The organism is Mycobacterium scrofulaceum, from assembly GCF_002086735.1.
GTDB classification, from domain to species: domain Bacteria; phylum Actinomycetota; class Actinomycetes; order Mycobacteriales; family Mycobacteriaceae; genus Mycobacterium; species Mycobacterium scrofulaceum.
The window spans coordinates 1-17,219 of sequence record NZ_MVIJ01000008.1 but is presented as its reverse complement, the minus strand read 5'-3'; the positions used below and the strand labels follow the sequence as shown (position 1 = coordinate 17,219).

General features: G+C 71.1%; 19 protein-coding genes. 13 read left to right on the top strand and 6 right to left on the bottom strand.

Going from position 1 to position 17,219, the window contains the following annotated elements:
• Positions 1-26: 26 nt before the first annotated feature.
• The 3 genes from BST44_RS07280 to BST44_RS07270 are packed head-to-tail and all read right to left on the bottom strand — an operon-like array spanning position 27 to position 3,375.
• The gene (locus BST44_RS07280) at positions 27-809 is read right to left on the bottom strand and encodes an alpha/beta fold hydrolase (protein WP_083176187.1); all 783 of its coding nucleotides are present in this window, start codon (positions 807-809) and stop codon (positions 27-29) included.
• Positions 806-1,777, bottom strand: coding sequence for an o-succinylbenzoate synthase (locus BST44_RS07275; protein WP_083176185.1), 972 nt, complete (start codon positions 1,775-1,777; stop codon positions 806-808). Before BST44_RS07275 ends, BST44_RS07280 begins: the two co-directional genes overlap by 4 nt.
• Positions 1,774-3,375, bottom strand: coding sequence for an amidohydrolase (locus tag BST44_RS07270; RefSeq protein WP_083176183.1), 1,602 nt, complete (start codon positions 3,373-3,375; stop codon positions 1,774-1,776). The genes BST44_RS07275 and BST44_RS07270 overlap by 4 nt, the downstream gene beginning before the upstream one ends.
• A gap of 119 nt (positions 3,376-3,494) precedes the next feature.
• On the opposite strand from BST44_RS07270, the gene fadD8 reads away from it, so the two are divergent.
• Positions 3,495-5,096 carry a fatty-acid--CoA ligase FadD8 gene (gene fadD8, locus BST44_RS07265; protein WP_083176181.1) on the top strand — a complete coding sequence of 534 codons (1,602 nt, stop codon included), beginning with the start codon at positions 3,495-3,497 and terminating at the stop codon, positions 5,094-5,096.
• Positions 5,097-5,169: 73 nt separating this feature from the next.
• On the opposite strand, the gene BST44_RS07260 is transcribed toward fadD8, so the two are convergent.
• Complete coding sequence (locus BST44_RS07260; RefSeq protein ID WP_083176179.1) at positions 5,170-5,709, bottom strand: TetR/AcrR family transcriptional regulator; 540 nt, start codon at positions 5,707-5,709, stop codon at positions 5,170-5,172.
• Positions 5,710-5,793: 84 nt separating this feature from the next.
• On the opposite strand from BST44_RS07260, the gene BST44_RS07255 reads away from it, so the two are divergent.
• The 11 genes from BST44_RS07255 (at position 5,794) to BST44_RS07205 (ending at position 15,543) form a co-directional block, all read left to right on the top strand.
• A complete protein-coding gene (locus BST44_RS07255; RefSeq protein WP_083176177.1) occupies positions 5,794-6,717 on the top strand; it encodes an aldo/keto reductase in 924 nt (307 codons plus the stop codon).
• An 11-nt stretch (positions 6,718-6,728) separates the two neighbouring features.
• Complete coding sequence (locus tag BST44_RS07250) at positions 6,729-7,184, top strand: nitroreductase family deazaflavin-dependent oxidoreductase (protein WP_083176175.1); 456 nt, start codon at positions 6,729-6,731, stop codon at positions 7,182-7,184.
• Between the two features lie 13 nt (positions 7,185-7,197).
• Complete coding sequence (locus BST44_RS07245; RefSeq protein WP_083176173.1) at positions 7,198-8,100, top strand: 1,4-dihydroxy-2-naphthoyl-CoA synthase; 903 nt, start codon at positions 7,198-7,200, stop codon at positions 8,098-8,100.
• Positions 8,101-8,176: 76 nt separating this feature from the next.
• The gene (locus BST44_RS07240; protein ID WP_083176171.1) at positions 8,177-9,073 is read left to right on the top strand and encodes an SDR family oxidoreductase; all 897 of its coding nucleotides are present in this window, start codon (positions 8,177-8,179) and stop codon (positions 9,071-9,073) included.
• A gap of 27 nt (positions 9,074-9,100) precedes the next feature.
• Positions 9,101-9,511, top strand: a complete 411-nt coding sequence (locus BST44_RS07235; protein ID WP_083176169.1) for a VOC family protein — start codon at positions 9,101-9,103, stop codon at positions 9,509-9,511.
• A 93-nt stretch (positions 9,512-9,604) separates the two neighbouring features.
• Positions 9,605-10,846, top strand: a complete 1,242-nt coding sequence (locus tag BST44_RS07230; RefSeq protein WP_083176167.1) for an inorganic phosphate transporter — start codon at positions 9,605-9,607, stop codon at positions 10,844-10,846.
• Positions 10,846-11,145: a hypothetical protein gene (locus BST44_RS07225; protein WP_083176165.1), complete on the top strand. Its 300-nt coding sequence runs from the start codon at positions 10,846-10,848 to the stop codon at positions 11,143-11,145. The genes BST44_RS07230 and BST44_RS07225 overlap by 1 nt, the downstream gene beginning before the upstream one ends.
• A 56-nt stretch (positions 11,146-11,201) precedes the next feature.
• On the top strand, positions 11,202-11,504 hold the full coding sequence (locus BST44_RS07220) for a DUF3349 domain-containing protein (protein WP_083176365.1): 303 nt from the start codon (positions 11,202-11,204) through the stop codon (positions 11,502-11,504).
• A 68-nt stretch (positions 11,505-11,572) separates the two neighbouring features.
• Positions 11,573-12,655: an o-succinylbenzoate--CoA ligase gene (gene menE / locus BST44_RS07215; RefSeq protein ID WP_244184751.1), complete on the top strand. Its 1,083-nt coding sequence runs from the start codon at positions 11,573-11,575 to the stop codon at positions 12,653-12,655.
• A gap of 11 nt (positions 12,656-12,666) precedes the next feature.
• Positions 12,667-14,019, top strand: coding sequence for a hypothetical protein (locus tag BST44_RS07210; protein WP_083176161.1), 1,353 nt, complete (start codon positions 12,667-12,669; stop codon positions 14,017-14,019).
• 105 nt (positions 14,020-14,124) lie between these two features.
• Positions 14,125-15,543 (top strand): MFS transporter, encoded by a 1,419-nt coding sequence (locus BST44_RS07205; protein ID WP_083176159.1) that lies wholly within the window; start codon positions 14,125-14,127, stop codon positions 15,541-15,543.
• Between the two features lie 13 nt (positions 15,544-15,556).
• On the opposite strand, the gene BST44_RS07200 is transcribed toward BST44_RS07205, so the two are convergent.
• Together BST44_RS07200 and BST44_RS07195 are read right to left on the bottom strand one after the other, a co-directional pair.
• Positions 15,557-16,216 (bottom strand): TIGR04282 family arsenosugar biosynthesis glycosyltransferase, encoded by a 660-nt coding sequence (locus BST44_RS07200; protein ID WP_083176157.1) that lies wholly within the window; start codon positions 16,214-16,216, stop codon positions 15,557-15,559.
• A complete protein-coding gene (locus BST44_RS07195) occupies positions 16,213-16,866 on the bottom strand; it encodes a glycosyltransferase family 2 protein (protein WP_083176155.1) in 654 nt (217 codons plus the stop codon). The genes BST44_RS07200 and BST44_RS07195 overlap by 4 nt, the downstream gene beginning before the upstream one ends.
• Positions 16,867-17,039: 173 nt before the next feature.
• Between BST44_RS07195 and BST44_RS31305 the strand changes: the two genes are divergently transcribed.
• The coding region (locus BST44_RS31305; RefSeq protein ID WP_158086639.1) for a hypothetical protein at positions 17,040-17,219 on the top strand (180 nt) is incomplete at its 3' end.

Here is a 17,219-nt window from a genome sequence, read left to right as displayed (position 1 = left end):
CGGTCGCCCGACGTCGGGTTGCCGGCTCAGTTGCCGGCGAAGAACTTCAGCGCCGCCTCGTTGACGGCGTCCGGGCGCTCGAAGAACCCGAGGTGGCCTGCGTCGGGAATCTGCACATAGCGGCCGTTGGGCAGCGCGTCGGCGACCTCACGCCCCAGGTAGGGCGGCGTCAGCACGTCGTCGGAGAAGCCGATCACCAGGACCGGCGTCGCGATGCTGCGGTAGGCCGGCAGCCGGTTGGTGTAGGGGGCGATGTCCAGCTGGCAGCGCGTTCCCGGGGTGGACTTGACCGGCCACATGGAAAACATCGCGATCCAGTCCGCCACCGCGACGTCGTCGTTCAGCGTCTTGTGTGAAAAGTTTTCCAGCAGACGGATTTTCGCCTCGTACGAGCTCGGCACCTGGACACCTGCGTCGGCCAGCTCGGCCTCGGCGTCGCGGAAGAACTCGCGGGTCTTGTCCATGCGGCCCCGGGTGCCCATCAGCACCGCCGAGCTGACGAGCTCGGGCCGCGCGAGCATGAGTTCCTGGGCGATGAACGCCCCCATCGACATCCCGACGACGCGGGCGGGCGCGGCGTTGAGGCTCTCGATCAGGGCCGCGGTGTCGGCGACCATGGTCTGGGTGGTGAACCCCTGCGCGTTCTCGGTGGCGCCGATCCCGCGGTTGTCGAAGGTGATGACGCGGTAGCCGGCCTCCAGGAACGCAGGGACCTGATACGGGTGCCAGGTCCGGCCGGCTCCGCCGTGGCCGCTGATGAACACGACCGGCTCCCCGGAGCCGCGGTCGTCGTAAGCCAGGTTGATCACCCGGTCGACGGTACAAGCAGCGCGTGGCAGGCCGTGACCCGGTCGATCCACCACCGGCGCCGCTCCGGGGGCGCGGCGAGGGCCCGCAACCGCGCCGGATCGGGCGTGACGGGGCCGACCGCCAGGGCGCCGTCGACGGGGGCGGCGACGTCGGCCACGTCCTCGACGAACAGCCCGCCGGTGCCCAGCCCGCACGCGTGGCGCAACACCGGCAGGGCCGCGGCGGCGGCCAGCCCCGCGGCGATGCCCACCGCGGAATCGATGGCGCTGGAGACCACCACGGGGATGTCGATCTGGGCGGCGATCGACAGCATGGCCGAAATACCGCCCAGCGGCGCGACTTTCAGCACGGCGACGTCGGCGGCGCGGGCGCGGACCACAGCCAGCGGGTCGTCGGCCTTGCGGATGCTCTCGTCGGCGGCGATCGGCACGTCGATCCGGCGGCGCAGCGCGGCGAGCTCGCCGACGGTCGCGCAGGGTTGTTCGAGGTATTCCAGCGGGCCGTCGGCGGTCAGGGCGGCCGCCGCCCGCACCGCCTGCTCGACGCTCCAGCCGCCGTTGGCGTCCACCCGGACGGTCGGCACGAGCTCGCGCACGGCGTTGACCCGGTCGACGTCGTCGGCCAGCGTCTGGCCCGGCTCGGCAACCTTCACCTTGGCCGTGCGCGCCCCGGGGAACCGGGCCAGCACCTCGGCGGCGGCGGTGGCGGGGACGGCCGGCACGGTGGCGTTGATCGGGATGCGGTCACGCCGCGGCGGCGGCGGGCGGCGGTAGGCGGCCTCGATCGCCGACGCCAGCCAGTGCGCCGCCTCGGGCGGCGTGTACTCCAGGAAGGCGCCGAACTCCCCCCAGCCCGCTGGGCCCTCGATCAGGGCGACCTCGCGGGTGGTGATGCCGCGAAACCGCACCCGCATCGGCAGCGCGACCACGTGCAGCCGATCCAGCAGCTCATCGAGGGGAGGCCTCACCGGCCGTAGACCTGGCGGCCCGCCAGATACGTCGCGCGGACCTCGAGGTCGGCGATCCGCTCGGGCGGCACGGTCCGCGGGTCGGCCGAGAGCACCACCAGGTCGGCGTACTTGCCGACCTCCAGCGAGCCGATCACGTCGTCGGCGAACAGCTGCCACGCCGCGTCGATGGTCTGCGCGCGAATGGCCTGCTCGACCGTCAGCCGCTCCTCGGGTGCCAGCACCCGGCCGCTGGGCGCCATCCGCGTCACGGCGACGCTGATGTTGCGCAGGGGCTCCTCGGGCGTGACCGGCGGGTCGTTGTGCAGCGAGATGCGCATTCCGGTGGCCACCGCGGAACCCGCTGGCATCCAACGGGATCCACGCTCGGGCCCGAACAAGCCGTCGACGATGATGTCGCCCCAGTAGTGGATCTGGTCGACGAAGATGCTGCAGGTGACCCCGAGGCCGGCGGCGCGCCGCAGCTGCTCGGGCCGGATCGCGCCGACGTGCTCGAGCCGCAGCCGGTGGTCGTCGCGCGGATGGCGCCGCAGCGCCTCGTCGTAGACGTCGAGGATGGTGTCCACGCCGGCGTCGCCCTGCACGTGGCAGGCCATCTGCCAGCCCAGCGGGAGGTAGGCCTCGACGATCTCGGCCAGCTGTTCGCGGGTGTAGTTGGCGCATCCGCAGGAACCGGCCGCGCCGATCGTGCGGGTGGCGGCGGTGTCCAGGTAGGGGAAGGACAGCGCGATGTTGCCGATCCACGGTGAGCCGTCCACCCAGATCTTGATGCCAACCTGGCGCACCATGTCATCGCCCTCCCCCGGTGTCGCGGCGGTGGACATCTGCGGGTTGGACATCTCGTAGGTGCGCAGCCGCACCGTCAGCTCGTCGTGCAGGCCGGCCAGCAGCGGCCCGAAAGCCGGGTCGAACGCCATGTCCGAGCAGGTGGTCAACCCGGCGCGGTTGAGCCGGACGCACTCGTCGCGCAGCATCGCCGGGTAGCTGGTGGGCTCGATGGACCCACTCAGCAACGGGAACACCGCGCCGATCTCCTCGGCGCTGCCGTCGAGCTCGCCGTCGGCGCCACGCCCGTAGCGCGCCCCCTTGGGATCGGGGGTGTCGCGGGTCAGGCCGGCGCGCTCGGCCGCGTGCGAGTTGAAGTAGGCCTTGTGCCCGGAGTTGTGGATGATGACCAGCGGCCCGCCCGGCGCGATCTCGTCGAGCCAGGCCAGCGTCGGCTGGGGCAGGCCGGCCTGCAGCAGCGGATCCCAGCCGTTCAGGTAGGCGCCGGCCGCTGCCCTGGCGGCGACCTCGCGCCGCACCGCGGCGACGACGTCGTCCGCGTTGGGCACCGTGACGGGCCGGATGTCGACGATGCGGTCCGAGAGCGCCAGCGCCTCCATCAGCGGATGACCGTGCGCCTCAATGAATCCCGGCATGACGCAGCCGTCACCGACGTCGACGGTCTGGGTGTCGGCGCCGACATATGCCTCGATGTCCGACCGGCTGCCGACCGCGACGATGCGCCCGCCGGCGACGGCGAGCGCCTCGGCGGTTGGCCGCGACTCGTCGACGGTCAGTACGGTCCCGGTGAAGACCAGATCAGCGTGCGCCATGTGCAGGAATCGTAGTGCCGCGAGGGTGTGGCTGACCGGAATTGCAACACGTTCTAGTCTTGGCCCATGGGTCGCGTCGGCGACGATGCGAAAGCGATGCGATGAGGAGGAGCGACGCCATGGGTGACGAGCTGCTGCGCCATCCCATTCATTCCGGACACCTGACGGTCGGTGCGCTCAAGCGCAACAAGGACAAGCCGGTGCTGCATCTGGGCGACACCACGCTGACCGGCGGTCAGCTCGCCGAGCGCATCAGCCAGTACATCCAGGCGTTCGAGGCGCTCGGTGCGGGCACCGGCGCGACCGTCGGGCTGCTGTCGCTGAACCGGCCCGAGGTGCTGATGATCATCGGCGCCGGCCAGACCCAGGGTTACCGGCGCGTGGCGCTGCACCCGCTGGGTTCCCTGGACGACCACGCCTACGTGCTGGGCGACGCCGGCGTGACGTCGCTGATCATCGACCCCAACCCGATGTTCGTCGAGCGGGCGCTGGGCCTGCTGGAGAAGGTGCCCGGCCTCAAGCAGGTCCTCACCATCGGCCCGGTCCCCGAGGCGCTGGGCGATTCCGCGGTGGACCTGGTGGCCGAGGCCGCGAAGTATCCGCCGAAGCCGTTGGTGGCGGCCGAGCTTCCGCCCGACCACATCGGCGGGATGGCCTACACCGGCGGCACCACCGGCAAGCCCAAGGGCGTGCTGGGCACCGCGCAGTCGATCACCACGATGACCACGATCCAGCTCGCCGAGTGGGAGTGGCCGGAGAACCCGCGCTTTTTGATGTGCACCCCGCTGTCGCACGCCGGGGCGGCGTTCTTCGTGCCGACGATCATCAAGGGCGGCGAGCTGGTGGTGCTGACCAAGTTCGACCCGGCCGAGGTGCTGCGGGTGATCGAGGAGCAGAAGATCACCGCGACCATGCTGGTGCCGTCGATGATCTACGCGCTGATGGACCACCCGGATTCGCACACCCGCGACCTGTCCTCGCTGGAGACCGTCTACTACGGCGCCTCGGCGATGAACCCGGTGCGGCTGGCCGAGGCCATCCGCCGCTTCGGGCCGATCTTCGCCCAGTACTACGGGCAGTCCGAGGCGCCGATGGTGATCTCGTACCTGGCCAAGAAGGACCACGACGAGAAGCGGCTCACCTCCTGCGGGCGGCCCACGCTGTTCGCCCGCACGGCACTGCTGGACGCCGACGGCAACCCGGTGCCCCAGGGCGAGGTCGGCGAGATCTGCGTGTCCGGGCCGCTGCTTTCCGGCGGGTACTGGAACCTGCCCGAGGAGACGGCCAAGACGTTCTCCGACGGCTGGCTGCACACCGGCGACATGGCCCGCGAGGACGAGGACGGCTTCTGGTTCATCGTCGACCGGGTCAAGGACATGATCGTCACCGGCGGGTTCAACGTGTTCCCGCGCGAGGTCGAGGACGTCGTCGCCGAGCACCCGGCCGTCGCGCAGGTGTGCGTGATCGGCACGCCGGACGAGAAGTGGGGCGAGGCCGTCACCGCGGTGATCGTGCTGCGGCCCGACCATCCCGCCGACGAGGACGCGGTGGCGCGGGTGACCGTCGAGATCCAGTCCGCGGTCAAGGAGCGCAAGGGTTCGGTGCAATCGCCCAAGCAGGTGATCGTCGTCGAGTCGGTGCCGGTGACCGCGCTGGGCAAGCCCGACAAGAAGGCCGTGCGGGCGCAGTTCTGGGAGGGCGCCGGCCGCGCCGTCGGCTGAGTTTCTCCCGCGAGCAGACGCAGAATCGCACGCGAGCCGCGCTCGCCGTGCGATTCTGCGTCTGCTCGGCGAATTAAGGCACCACGCCGGCCAGCAGCAGGTCGAGCATGCGACCGGTCTGCTCCGGCGAGCCGCTGGCCAGGAAGATGCCGATCAGGCTGGACACCACGTCGTCGGCCTGGACGTCGGCGCGCAGGCTGCCTTCCTCGGCGCCGGCCCGCAACAGCAGGTCGACGGCGCCGACGATGCTGTCGCGAGTCTGGCTGGGCTGCATGGCGCCCGAGTCGAAGAGCGCGTGCAGCGACTCGGCCATCCCGCGCTTGGCGGCCACGAAGCCGGCGTAGCGGTCCATCCAGCGTCGCAGCGCGTCCTTGGGCGGGTGGCGCTCGAGCAACCGCCCGGCCGCGGCGGCCACTTCGGCGAGTTCGGCGCGGTAGATCGCCTCGACCAGGGCCTCTCGGCTGGGGAAGTGGCGGTAGAGGGTGCCGATTCCGACGCCGGCCTCGCGCGCGATCGACTCGAGCGACACGGGCCGGCCCTGGGCGAACGCCGCCGTCGCCACCTCGAGCAGCCTCTCGCGGTTCCGGCGTGCGTCCGATCGAATCTCGACCAAAGCGGAGGGTCCTCCGTTTCTGCTACGCTTCCGGATAAGCGGAGGGTCCTCCGCATTTCCTCCAGTGTGGCACGAAGGAGCACCATGACCGACCAACCACGGCCCGGCGGCCCCGGCAACCTCGGCGCGACGCCCGTTGCCCGCATGGGCTATGGCGCCATGCAACTGTTCGAGTCGCCGACCGTCGACGACGCGGCCACAGTGCTGCGCCGTGCGGTCGAACTCGGCGTCAACCACATCGACACCGCGTCGTTCTACGGCCCCGGCGAGGTGAACCGCCGGATCCGCGCGGCGCTGGCCCCGTACCCCGAGGACCTCGTGATCGTCAGCAAGGTCGGCGCCCGGTACACCGGCGAACAGCCGATCCCCCTGGCCGCCGCGCAGCGGCCCGCCGACCTGCGCGCCGCGGTCGAGGACGATCTGCGCCAACTCGGCCTGGACTGCGTTCCGGTGGTCAACCTGCGGCGCATGGACCTCGGGCCCGGCGTGGCCGCCGAGGGAGACCAGATCGTGGACGTCGACGATCAGCTCACCGAGATGATCGCGCTGCGCGACGAGGGCAAGATCGGCGCGATCGGCGTCAGCGCCGTGCCGGTGGAAGTCTTGCGCCGGGCGCTGCCCGCGGGGATCGCCTGCGTGCAGAACGCCTACAGCCTGCTCGACCGTTCCCAGGAGGAGACGCTGCAGCTGTGCGCGGCCGAAGGCATCGCGTGGGTGCCCTACTTCCCGCTCGGATCGTCGTTCCCCGGCTTCCCGAAGGTCGCCGACCATCCGGCGGTGGCCGAGGTCGCCGGCGACCTCGGCGTGACGGGCGCCCAGGTCGGCCTGGCCTGGCTGCTGGCGCACGCGCCCAACACGTTGCTGATTCCGGGAACGCGGTCGGTCGCGCACCTGCAGGAGAACGTCGCCGCCGGGGACGTCACGCTGAGCGCCGCCGCGCTGGAAAGGCTCGACGCCATCGGTACGACGGCGCCCCAGCCGCACGGGGTCGAGCCCTTCCAGAGGTAACGTCGCTGCCTATGGGAAGCGGCAAGCCGATCAAGCCGCCGTGGTGGCTGAAGCCGGCCAACAAGGTCTTCATCCAGATGTCGCGGCTGGGAATGAGTTTCGGCGGCGAGAGCCCGGTCGTGTTGACGGTGACCGGCCGCAAGTCCGGCGCGCCGCGCTCGACACCGGTGACCCCGATGACGGTCGACGGCCGGCAATACGTCGTCGCCGGGTTCCCCGGCGCCGACTGGGTGGCCAACGCGCGGGCCGCCGGGGAGGCCACCATCGCGCGCGGCCGCCGCGTCCAGCGGGTGCGGATGGCCGAGCTGTCCGCCGACGCCGCACGGCCGATCCTGCGGCTCTTCCCCAGCGAGGTGCCGACGGGCGTCGGCTTCATGAAGCGGGCGGGACTCGTCACCGAGGGCCGCCCGGAGGAGTTCGAGGCCCTGGCCGGCCGCTGCGCGGTGTTCCGGCTCGACCCGGTATAGGAGTTCAAACATCTTGATTAACAACCCCTTTGACGCACAGGCCTGGCGGCCGGTGGCCGGGTTCGATGACCTCACCGACATCACCTACCACCGCCACGTCACCGATGCCACGGTCCGGGTGGCGTTCGACCGGCCCGAGGTGCGCAACGCCTTCCGGCCGCACACCGTCGACGAGCTCTACCGGGTGCTCGACCACGCGCGGATGTCCCCCGACGTGGGCGTGGTGCTGCTGACCGGCAACGGCCCCTCACCCAAGGACGGCGGCTGGGCGTTCTGCTCCGGCGGTGACCAGCGCATCCGCGGGCGCTCCGGCTACCAGTACGCCAGCGGGGACACCGCCGAGACCGTCGACCCAGCCCGCGCCGGCCGGCTGCACATCCTCGAGGTGCAGCGGCTGATCCGGTTCATGCCCAAGGTGGTCATCTGTTTGGTGAACGGGTGGGCCGCGGGCGGCGGGCACAGCCTGCACGTGGTCTGCGACCTGACCCTGGCCAGCCGCGAGCACGCCCGGTTCAAGCAGACCGACGCCGACGTCGGCAGCTTCGACGGCGGCTACGGCAGCGCGTACCTGGCCCGCCAGGTGGGCCAGAAGTTCGCCCGCGAGATCTTCTTCTTGGGCCGCACCTACACCGCCGAGCAGATGCACCACATGGGCGCGGTCAACGCCGTCGTCGGCCATGCCGACCTGGAAGCCGAGGCGATCCAGTGGGCCGCCGAGATCAACGCCAAATCGCCACAGGCGCAACGCATGCTCAAGTTCGCCTTCAACCTGCTCGACGACGGCCTGGTGGGCCAGCAGCTGTTCGCGGGCGAGGCCACCCGGCTGGCGTACATGACCGACGAGGCCGTCGAGGGCCGCGACGCCTTCCTGGAGAAGCGCCCGCCCGACTGGAGCCGGTTCCCCCGCTACTTCTGAGCGTCGGCGTCACTTTGGCGCCCGGCGTCACGCTGGCGTGACGCTCGCCGCCGGACGCCCGCCCTAGACTCCCCACGTGAGCAAGAGTCCCCTGCGCCGCCTGACCGATCAGCTCGTCCTGGCCACCATGCGCCCCCCGATGGCCCCGCAGGTGCTGGTCAACCGGCCCGCGATCAAGCCGGTCGACCTCAACGGGAAGCGCATCCTGCTCACCGGGGCGTCGTCGGGCATCGGCGAGGCGGCGGCCGAACTGCTGGCCCGCGAGGGCGCGACGGTGGCGGTCGTCGCCCGGCGGCGTGAACTGCTGGACACGCTGGCGCAGCGGATCACCGCGGCGGGCGGCACCGCGCTGCCCATGCCGTGCGACGTCTCCGACATGGACGCCGTCGACGCGCTGGTCGCCGACGCCGAGAAGCGTCTCGGCGGGGTGGACATCCTGATCAACAACGCCGGCCGCTCCATCCGCCGGCCGCTGGCCGAATCGCTCGAGCGATGGCACGACGTCGAGCGCACCATGGTGCTCAACTACTACGCGCCGCTGCGGCTGATCCGCGGCCTGGCCCCCGGGATGCTCGAGCGCGGCGACGGCCACATCATCAACGTCTCCACCTGGGGTGTGCTTTCCGAGGCGTCGCCGCTGTTCGCGGTCTACAACGCGTCGAAGGCGGCGCTGTCGGCGGTGAGCCGGGTCGTGGAAACCGAGTGGGGCCACAAGGGTGTGCACTCGACGACGCTGTACTACCCGCTGGTGGCCACGCCGATGATCGCGCCGACGAAGGCCTACGAGGGCATGCCGGCGCTCACGTCGGAGGAGGCAGCCGAATGGATGCTCACCGCCGCCCGCACCCGGCCGGTGCGGATCGCGCCGCGGATGGCCATCGCCGCCAAGGCGCTGGACACCTTCGGTCCCCGCTTCGTCAACGCGATCATGCAACGGCAAAGCATCCAACCCAACCGTGAAAACGGCAGCTGACCCGGCGCGTGTGATAGACACGACGCCATGGAGATCCTGGCCAGCCGGGTGCTGTTCCGGCCGGCGGACTATCAGCAGTCGTTGAGCTTTTACCGGGACCAGATCGGGCTCGCGATATTCCGCGAATACGGCGGGGGCACAGTCTTTTTCGCCGGTCAGTCGTTGCTGGAGCTGGCGGGGTACGGCTCCCCGGACCACTCCCGGGGCCCCTTCCCCGGCGCGCTGTGGCTGCAGGTCCGCGACATCGAGGCGACGCAGGCCGAGCTGCGGGGCCGGGGCGTGCCGATCGCCCGCGAGGCGCGCCAGGAACCGTGGGGCCTCTACGAGATGCACGTGATCGACCCCGACGGGATCACGCTGATTTTCGTGCAGATACCGCCGGAGCATCCGTTACGCCGCGACACCCGCGGTGATCAGGCGAAACGGCCGGTTAACTAGGGGCTAACATCTGACGACAAGTCGAGGTACACCCGCAATTCGACCGGTCCACCGTTCGACAATCGAATCTCCCAACTACGAGAATCAGGCGCTGTGAACATCCAATTGTTCCTCCTCAGCATTGTCGTAATCACGGCACTCGCTTTCGATTTCACCAACGGCTTCCACGACACCGGCAACGCGATGGCGACCTCCATCGCGAGCGGCGCGCTCAAGCCCAAGGCGGCGGTCGCGCTGTCCGCGGTGCTGAACCTGGTGGGTGCGTTCATGTCGACCGCCGTCGCCGCCACCATCGCCAAGGGCCTCATCGACGGGCACATCGTGACGCTGGAGCTGGTGTTCGCCGGCCTGGTCGGCGGCATCGTGTGGAACCTGCTGACCTGGCTCCTCGGTATCCCCTCGAGCTCGTCGCACGCGCTGATCGGCGGCATCGTCGGCGCCACGATCGCAGCCGTCGGTGGACACGGGGTGATCTGGAAGGGCCTGGTGTCCCACGTACTCATCCCGGCAGTGGTGGCCGCGATCCTGGCCATCGCCGTCGGGGCGATCGCGACCTGGCTGGTCTACCGGATCACCCGTGGCCTCGAGACTGGACGCACCGAGGCCGGGTTCCGCTACGGCCAGTGGGGCTCGGCGTCGCTGGTCTCGCTGGCGCACGGGACCGGCGACGCGCAGAAGACGATGGGCATCATCTTCCTGGCGCTGATGTCCTACGGCTCGGTCAGCAGGAACGAGTCGATGCCGCCGCTGTGGGTCATCGTTGCGTGCGCACTGTCCATGGCGGCGGGCACCTACCTGGGCGGCTGGCGCATCATCCGCACCCTGGGCAAGGGGCTGGTCGAGATCCAGTCGCCCCAAGGCATGGCCGCCGAGTCGTCCTCGGCCGCGGTCATCCTGCTGTCCACCCACTTCGGCTACGCGCTGTCCACGACGCAGGTCTGCACCGGTTCGGTGCTGGGCAGCGGGCTCGGCAAGCCCGGCGGCGAGGTGCGCTGGGGCGTGGCCGGCCGCATGGGCGTCGCCTGGCTCGTGACGCTGCCGCTGGCCGGTTTGGTCGGCGCGGTCACCTATTGGATCGTCCACCTGATCGGCGGTTACCCCGGCGCCGTCGTCGGCTTCGGGTTGCTGGTCGCGACCTCGGTCGCCATCTACATCAGGTCGCGCAAGGTCAAGGTCGACCACAAGAACGTCAACGCCGAATGGCAGGGCGACCTGACCGCCGGGCTGGAGGCTGCCGCCGAGCACCAGCCGCCATCCGACGTGCACCCGACGAACGGCAGCGGCGCCTCCGGCCGGTACGACTCCGACGATCCCACGATGAAGGCGAACGCTTGATGAGTCACTTCAGCGACTGGTTCAACTACCAGGCATCCCTCAAGATTCTGATCTTCTCCATGCTGGCCGGGGCCGCGTTGCCGGGGTTGTTCGCCCTGGGGCTCCGATTCCACGCGGTCGGCGCCGGGCAGGTCGGCACCGACGGCGGCTCGCCGCGGAAGAACCCGGCGCTGGTCGCCCTGGCCTGGCTGATCTACGGCGTGGTCCTGGTGGTGATCGCCTTCGCCCTGGCGTACATCTCCAGGGACTTCATCGCCCACCACACCGGCACCGCTTTCCTGGGAGTCAAGCCGAAGTAGCATCGTTTGATGCCCACCGCGTTATGGAGCCGGATACCGGGGGGAGCTGTACCAGCGTGAACGGATTTCTCAACTCGATCGTCTCGTGGCTGCGCGCGGGATACCCGGAAGGCGTCCCACCGACGGACACCTTCCCGGTGCTCGCGCTGCTGGCCCGCCGGATGTCCAACGACGACGTCAAAGAGGTGGCCTGTGAGCTGATCCGGCGCGGCGAGTTCGACGACGTCGACATCGGGGTGCTGATCACCCAGATCACCGACGAGCTGCCGACGCCCGACGACGTCGAGCGCGTCCGGCTCCGGTTGGCGGCCGTGGGCTGGCCGTTCGACGACGCGGACGAGGTCGAGGACCCCGCATAGCCGTACTGCGCGCCCTCACCGTTCCCCCGGGTTCGGCCGTCTCGGCGCTGCTACCCGCCCTGGAACGGGTGCTGGACGGCCGCGACCCCGCGCTGGTCGCGCTCGCGCCTGGCTCGGATGCGCTGCGCGCCGGCCTGCGGGTCGGGGAACCCATCGACGACGACGTTGCCGTGGTGGTGACGACGTCGGGCACCACCGGCGCGCCGAAGGGGGCGCTGCTGACCGCGGCCGCGCTGACGGCCAGCGCGACGGCAACCCATGACCGCCTGGGCGGGCCCGGCGCCTGGCTGCTGGCGTTGCCGCCGCATCACATCGCCGGCCTGCAGGTGCTGGTGCGCGGCGCGCTCGCCGGCTCGGCCCCCGTCGAGCTGGACATCAGCGGCGGCTTCGATGTCGCCGAATTGCCCGGCGCGATACGGCGATTGGGCCCCGGCCGGCGCTACACGTCGCTGGTCGCCGCGCAGCTGGCCAAGGCGCTCACCGACCCGGGGGCCGCGGCGGCCCTCGCGGAACTGGACGCGGTGCTACTCGGCGGCGGCCCGGCCCCGCGGGGCGTGCTCGACGCCGCGGCGGCGGCCGGCATCGCCGTGGTCCGCACCTACGGCATGAGTGAGACCGCGGGCGGCTGCGTGTACGACGGCGTGCCACTGGACGGCGTCTTAGTCCGGGTGGCGGCCGACGCGCGCGTCGTCCTCGGGGGCGCGACCCTGGCCAAGGGCTACCGCAACCCGGTGGACCCCGACCCGTTCGCCGAGCCGGGCTGGTTCCGCACCGACGACCTCGGCGCCGTCGACGAGTCGGGCGTGCTGACCGTGCTGGGCCGCGCCGACGACGCGATCAGCACCGGCGGGTTGACCGTGCTGCCGCAGCTGGTCGAGGCCGCGCTCGGCAGCCATCCCGCGGTCGGGGACTGCGCGGTCTTCGGCCTCGCCGACGACCGGCTGGGGCAGCGCGTGGTGGCCGCGGTCGTGGTGGCCGAGGGTCGTTCGGCGCCGACGCTGGACGCGCTGCGCGCCCACGTGGCGCGCACCCTGGACGCCACCGCCGCGCCACGCGAGTTGCACGTCCTCGACGCGCTGCCGCGGCGCGGCATCGGCAAGGTGGACCGGATGGCGCTGGTGCGCCGCTTCGCCGGTTCGGACGATCAATAGGCTGGTCGACCGTGAGGGTGGCACGTCGCGAGTGGTTGGCCGTCGCGGCCGGGGCGGTGCTGGTGGGCGCCGCGTTCGTGTTGCCGCGGCTGCACTGGGGCGTCCGGCCGCGGACCGACGTGGGCGAGGAGCGCTTCGGCACGCACGCCGGGGCCGCACCGATCTTCGGCGCCTGGGAAATCCACGCCAGCTGGGGCACCGGACCCGCGATCGCGATCGCGGTCGCCGCGGTGGCGTGGGGATCGATTCTGGCGCAACGGCTTTCGTGGCGGGTACTGACGCTGAGCACCTGGGCCACCGCCTGCGGCTGGGCGTTCGCACTGGCGATGATCGACGGCTGGCAGCGCGGATTCGCCGGCCGGCTGACCACCAAAGACGAGTACCTGTCCGAGGTGCCGGGCATCACCGACATCCCGGCCACGGTGCGCACCTTCGCGAGCCGGATCGTCGACTACCAGCCGAACTCCTGGACCACGCACGTCTCGGGCCACCCGCCCGGGGCGTTGCTGACGTTCGTCTGGCTGGACCGGATCGGCCTGCACGGGGGCGCCTGGGCCGGGCTGCTGTGCCTGCTGGCGGGGTCGAGCGCGGCCGCCGCGGTGCTGATCGCCGTCCGCGCGCTGGCCGACGAGCAGACCGCGCGCCGCGCCGCGCCGTTCGTGGCCGTGGCGCCGACCGCGATCTGGATCGCGGTCTCCGCCGACGGCTACTTCGCCGGGGTGGCCGCGTGGGGCATCGCCCTGCTGGCGGTCGCGGTGCGCCGAGAAGTCCGGTTCCCCGCGTTGACGGCCGCCGCGGCTGGCCTGCTGCTGGGCTGGGGCGTCTTCTGCAACTACGGCCTGATGTTGATGGGGCTGCCGGCGGTGGCGGTGCTGGTGTCGGCCGCCGGCTGGCGGGCGGCGCTGCGGGCGCTCGGCCCGGCGGCGCTGGCCGCGGTGGCGCTGGCTTCGGCGTTCGCGGTCGCGGGTTTCTACTGGTTCGACGGTTATACCCTTGTACAGCAACGTTATTGGCAGGGCATCGCGAAGGACCGGCCGTTCCAGTACTGGAGCTGGGCCAACCTGGCGTGCGTGGTGTGCGCGATCGGGTTGGGCAGCGTCGCGGGCGTCGCCCGGGTGTTCGACTGGGCCGCCCTCCGGCGCCGCTCTGGGTTTCACCTATTGCTGCTGGCCGTGCTGGCCGCCATCGCCTGCGCGGATCTGAGCATGCTGAGCAAGGCCGAGGTCGAGCGGATCTGGCTGCCCTTCACCGTCTGGCTGACCGCGGCCCCCGCGCTGCTGCCCGTCCGGTCGCACCGGGTGTGGCTGGCACTCAACGCCGCCGGCGCCCTGCTGCTGAACACCATCATCGTCACGAACTGGTAGGCGGAGCCCGGCCGGAATTCACCGGTTACTCACAGCTTTCACGAACCGTAAGAGCGACTCCCCGGTCTACCGTCGACGTCGGCAACTGTTTGATTAGGGGGTTTAATGGGCCGCGCGCATCGGATCGTCGACTGGAATCCCGAGGATGTCCTCGCTTGGGAGGCCGGAAACAAAAGGATCGCGCGACGCAACCTCCTGTGCATGATGGCGGCCGACCACGTCGCCTTCTCCATCTGGGCGCTCTGGTCGGTGATGGTCCTGTTCATGCCCGCATCGGTGTACGGCTTTTCGCCGGCCGACAAGCTACTGCTCGGCGCCATCGCCACGCTGAGCGGGGCGTGCCTGCGCATCCCCTACACGCTGGGCATCGCCGCCTTCGGCGGCCGCAACTGGACGACGTTTTCCGCTGCGGTGCTGCTGATCCCCACCGGCGGCACGATCGTGCTGCTGGCCAACCCGGGCCTGCCGCTGTGGACGTACGCGGTGTGCGCGGCACTGACGGGCTGCGGCGGCGCGAACTACGCCGCGTCGCTGGCCAACGTCAACGCCTTCTACCCGCACCGGCTCAAGGGTTCGGCGCTCGGGCTCAGCGCCGGGATAGGCAACCTCGGTGTGGCGACGGTCCAGGTGGTCGGGTTGTTGGTGATCGCCGTCGCCGGTGACCGCCAACCCTATTGGGTGTGTGCGGTGTACCTGCTGCTGCTGGCCGTGGTCGCGATCGCGGCGGCACTGTTCATGGACAACCTGGAGCATGGCATCGAGGTCGCCACGATGCGGTCGGTGATGTTCGAGCGCGACACCTGGGTACTCGCGCTGCTCTACGTCGGTACGTTCGGCACGTTCATCGGGTTCTCCTTCGCGTTCGCCCAGGTGCTGCAGATCAACTTCATCGCCAGCGGGCAGGGTGCCGCGCAAGCGTCGCTGCACGCCGCCGAGCTCGCCTTCATCGGGCCGCTGCTGGGATCGCTGTCCCGGATTTACGGCGGCAGGCTGGCCGACCGCTTCGGGGGCAACCGCGTCACCCTGGCCGTCTTCGCCAGCATGGTCGTCGCGACCGCAGTGCTGACCGCCGTCGCTATCCACGCCGACCACAACCCCGGGCCGACCAGCGCCGCCACCATGGTCGGCTACATCGTCTGCCTGCTCATCCTGTTCCTGCTGGCCGGCCTCGGGAAGGGGTCGGTCTTCAAGCTGATTCCGGCGGTGATCGAAGCACGCAGCCACACACTCGACGTCATCGAAGCCGAGCGTCGCCATTGGTCACGCAACATGTCCGGAGCGCTGATCGGATTCGCCGCCGCGGCAGGGGCGTTCGGCGGCGTCGCCGTCAATCTCGCGCTGCGGCAGTCCTACCAGAGCACCGGTTCCGACTCGGCGGCGTTCGCGCTGTTCTTGGCCTTGTACGTCGCCGCGGCGCTCATCACGTGGACCATGTACGTGCGACGCCCGTTCGCCGGAAAGTCCGCCGCGCTGCCCAGCCGGCCGGAGGCCGAACCAGCGCTGGTCGACGCGACTTCGGAGTAGCCCTGGCGGACCGTCACAGGCCGGCCGCGAGGGTGAGCTTCGCGAAACGACTGGCCGGGCCGCACGCCGCGCGCACTGCGGCCACGTCGTCGACGATGTCGAAGTCGGTCAGCTGAGGCGCCGCGTGCACGGCAATTCCCATGTCCTGCAACGCCCGATACGTCAGCAGTCCGGTGTCCGGCCGGGACATCGGGACGGTGCGCAGGCATTCGGCCGCCGCGGGGCTCCGTAGACCGAGCACCCACCAGCCGCCGTCGGCGGCCGGCCCGAGCAGCGCCGGCGCCTCCCGCAGCCCGCGCGCGCAGTCGGCCAGCAATTCGGCGGTCACCTGGGGCGTGTCCATCCCGATCTGCACCACCGGAAGGCCGTCGGAGGCGTCGGCGTGGGCGTTGGCGAGCCGGTCGGCGAAGTCGTCACCGCGCTGGGGGATGACCGTGAAAGACCGCAGCCGGTCCCGGATCTCGTCGGCGCCGGCGGCGGCGTCCAGGGCGCCGGTCATGGCCACCACCCGGTTGGCCACCGGCGCGGCAGCTACCGCGTCCAGCGTGTCCAGGAGCGCGGCGGCGGCGATCTCGGCGGCGACGACGTCCCCGACCGTCGCCGCGAGCCGGGTCTTGGCCCGCCCCGGCTCGGGCGCCTTGGCGACCACCAGCAGCGTCACCGGCAGCGTCACGAGATCACCTTCCAGAAGTCGAGGATCGCGGTCACGCTGCCCCGCAGCGAACCGCTGACCTTCGACTTGCCGCCGGTCCGGGGACCGTAGCTGACGTCGAGTTCGACCACGCGCCAGCCGGCGGCGGCGGCGCGCACCAGCAGCTCGAGCGGGTAACCCGAGCGCCGGTCGGTGACGCCCAGGTTCAGCAGCGCGTCGCGGCGGGCCACCCGCATCGGCGCGATGTCGTGCACCGGCAACCCGTGCCGGGTGCGCAGCCGCCAGCTCATCACCACGGTGCCGATCCGGGCGACCCACGGCCAGTGCAGCCCAGGCACCGGCCGGCGCCGCCCGATCACCAGATCGGCGCCCTGCCCGAGCGCGGCGACCAGCCGCGGCAGGTCGCCGGCGTCCATCGACCCGTCGGCGTCGATGACCGCCACGATCGGGGTGCTCGCCGCGACCACGCCCGCGTGCACCGCCGAGCCGTACCCCGGCCGGGGCTCGGCGACCACCCGGGCGCCGTGCCGGCGTGCGACCGCGGCGGTGTCGTCGGTGCTGTTGTTGTCGACGACCAACGCCTGGTAGCCGCCGGGGATGGCCGCCAGCACGGCCGGCAGCGACTCCTCCTCGTTGAGGCAGGGCAGCACCACTGTGACGGCGTCGGGCATCGCGGCTTCAGAACCCGTAATGGCCGCCGCCGGTGTGCGGTTGCTGCGGCACCAACGGCTGCTGCGTATGCGTCTGCGGCACGGTTTGTTGCGTCTGGGTCTGCGTGCGCGGCGGCGGGGGCGAGTAGGTGGTGGTCGGTTGCTCGTGCGTGGTCGCGGGCGGGGAGTAGGTCGTGGTCGGCGCGGTCTCGGTGGTCGTGGGCGGCGAGTACGTGGTGGTGGGCGCCGTCTCTGTGGTCGTGGGCGGGGTGGTCGTGGGCGGCGAGTACGTCGTGGTCGGCGGGGATTCCGTCGTCGTCGGCGGCGGCGAAGAGGTGGTGGTCGGCACGGTGGTGGTCGGCGTGGATAGCGAC